At 73.4% G+C, this 2,572-nt stretch carries 3 protein-coding genes and 1 pseudogene; all 4 read right to left on the bottom strand.

Annotated features, from left to right (window positions below; translation table 11 throughout):
• Nucleotides 1-233 (bottom strand): hypothetical protein (locus tag VM324_02995; GenBank protein HVL98239.1); only part of this gene is annotated, 233 nt, incomplete at its 3' end.
• A 96-nt stretch (nucleotides 234-329) separates the two neighbouring features.
• Nucleotides 330-836, bottom strand: coding sequence for a hypothetical protein (locus VM324_02990; protein ID HVL98238.1), 507 nt, complete (start codon nucleotides 834-836; stop codon nucleotides 330-332).
• 87 nt (nucleotides 837-923) lie between these two features.
• The gene (locus VM324_02985) at nucleotides 924-2,102 is read right to left on the bottom strand and encodes a PLP-dependent aminotransferase family protein (GenBank protein HVL98237.1); all 1,179 of its coding nucleotides are present in this window, start codon (nucleotides 2,100-2,102) and stop codon (nucleotides 924-926) included.
• Between the two features lie 54 nt (nucleotides 2,103-2,156).
• A pseudogene (locus VM324_02980) lies at nucleotides 2,157-2,300 on the bottom strand (winged helix-turn-helix domain-containing protein).
• Nucleotides 2,301-2,572 lie beyond the last annotated feature (272 nt).

Genomic DNA, 2,572 nt, shown 5'->3' with positions numbered 1-2,572 from the left:
GCGACGAGGCCCGCGCGGTACTCCCCGACCGACAGCGCGCCGGCGATGCACCCGACGTAGCTGCCCCTCTCCGACCGCTCCGCCGCGTCGAGGCGGTCCTCGGCGACGACGTCGCTGATGCCGATGCGCCCGCCGGCGCGCTGTCGGTCGGGGAGTACCGCGCGGGCCTCGTCGCTGCGGGCTTCGAGGACGTCGACATCACGTTCACGCATGAGGTCGCCGAGGGACTGCACGCGGCGATCATTCGTGCGGTCAAGGCGGCGTAGCCGCAAAGCTGCCACGGCCGGCCCCCCGCGAGGTCGTCAGGCGCCTTGCTCCCACCGGGCCGGTCAGGCAAAAGCGCGTGCTGCCGCCTCGCTGCGGTGATGCTCCAGGCGCTCGAGCTGGGAGGACGCGCGGGCGATGAGCCGGTCGAGGTCGAGCGCGGCGATGGCATCGTGTGATTCGGCGATCCGCTGGAGGTTCAGCCAAAGCCGCCGCTTGCCTTCGGCGCCGAGGTAGAGCCCCTCGAGCTCCAGGACGCGGCTCAAGTCGGAGTAGCCGATGAGGCGCCCGTTGAGCTTGCCACGACCGATCCACTCGGCCGCCACGGCCGCGGCCACCTTGACTCGGCCGCGCGGGAAGGCGAACGCAGCGATGAGCCTTTCGAGCGCGGCGCGGTCCTCCTCGACCTCATCGACGAGCTGCCCGAGGAACGCGCCCAGTGGCGTGCCGCGGTTGCTGCGCAGGCTGCGGCGCGCGAGCCGGACGCCGGCGGTCGCACCGGCGAGATGATCGTTGAGGTAGATGCGCAGCAGCTTGCGCCGATCGGTGGCGACGGGTGAACGGGTGACCATGCTCGCTCCTACGGGAAGGCCGCCGGCTGCGGCGACCGGTGTGCGCGTTCCCGCCTACCCGGCCGCCGTCGCTTCCACACCCAGCCTTCAAAGCACGACGCTGACGGCGTCGGAGGGCCGCAGCCGCCGCGTGTAGTCCCGCCAGGCCGCCGCGAGGCGCGCCACGCCGGCTTCCAGGACGGGCACGGGCTGCCCGTAGGGCAGGCGCAGGTGGTCGCAGTGGGAAGCGGTCGGGCTGCTCAGCGGGCCGGGAGCCACCGCGACGCCGTAGCGGGTCGCGAAGGCGGCGAAGTCGATCGCGCTCACCTCCCCGATGCGCACCCAGAGCGACAGCCCGCCGGTCGGTTCCTGCCACGTCCAACCCGGGAGCTGCTCGTCGAGCAGGCTCTGGAGCGCCGCGAGACGGCGGGCCACGGCCTGCCTGCGGCGCTCGGTGATCTCCGCCTCGTGGGCGAGCAGGCGCAGGGCGATGACCTGGCTGGGAATGGAGCTGCCGATGTCGTGGATGGCCTTCATGCGCGTGAGCCGCTGCACGAGGGCGCGAGGCCCCCGCAGCCAGCCGACGCGCAGCCCTCCCCACATGCTCTTGCTCAGCGATCCGACGGTGATGACGGGCGGGCCCCCGTCCCGTTCGGCGTCGGCGGCCAGCGGTCGCCAACCCGTCGGCCGCAGCTCCGTGTCGGCCAGGGTCAGATCCTCCACCACGAGCGGCGCGGGGCGCAGGGCACGCACGAGCAGGGCCCGGTCAGGACCCGGGATGGTCGTGCCGAGCGGGTTGTGCACGGTGGGGAGGAGGTAGACGAGCCGGGGCGCGCGCCTCGCCAGTTGGGTGCGAAGCGCGGCGAGGTCAAGTCCCTGGCGGCTTCTCGGCACGCCGCCGACGTCAGCGCCGGCGGCGAGCAGCGCCTCGATCATGCCCGGGTAGGTCGGGTCCTCGACGAGCACCCGGTCACCCGGGTCGACGACGTAGTGGACGACGAGCGACAACGCCTGCTGCGCCCCGCTGGTGACGATGACCTGGTCAGCGGCCGTAGCCAGACCGCGCGACGTCAGGCGCGCCGCGAAGGCCTCGCGCAGGCCGGCGATGCCAGCGGGGGAGTACCCATGGCCGCCGACGAGGTCCCGCACGCCGACCTCGTCCAGGGCGAAGGCGCCGGGTGGCAGCTCGTCGGCCCCGACCCAGTACGCCGCCCGCAGATCCGTACCGCCCTCGTCCGTGCCGAGGACACCGTCGAAGATCCCGTTCGGCAGCAGCGTCCGGGCCATGCGCGCCTCGCGTGGCCCGGCGCCCGGCTCCCCCGGCCCGCCGACCACGGTCCCGCTGCCCTGACGGGTGCGCACGAGCCCACCCTGGCGCAGCCGGTCGTAGGCGGCGACGACGGTGTTGCGGCTGACACCGAGCTGGGTGGCCAGGGTGCGCTCGGCCGGCAGGCGGACGCCCGGCGGCAGACGACCCTCGGCGATCGCCGACGCGACGACCTCGGCGAGGCCGGCGGACCGTGACCCGCCGCCCGCCCAGTCGCCGGCGAGGCGGGCGAGCTCCACGGCGCTGATAGCGGTCGAAGCCACCTTTCCGGAGATTGGCACTTGTCCAATCTAGGGTGAAAATGCCGGTGACGGGCAGCTGTGCTTCGGGTTCATGCGGCGTCGGCCTTCTTTTCGAGGGTGACGGTGTGTCCGAGGCGCTCGAGTTTACGGACCAGCGCGCGCGTTTCGCGGTCGGGGTCACGACGGCG

The organism is Egibacteraceae bacterium (genome assembly GCA_035540635.1).
In the GTDB taxonomy this organism is placed as follows: domain Bacteria; phylum Actinomycetota; class Nitriliruptoria; order Euzebyales; family Egibacteraceae; genus DATLGH01.
Note: the sequence above shows the minus strand (reverse complement) of the source record. Positions and strands in the feature narration are given on the sequence as shown.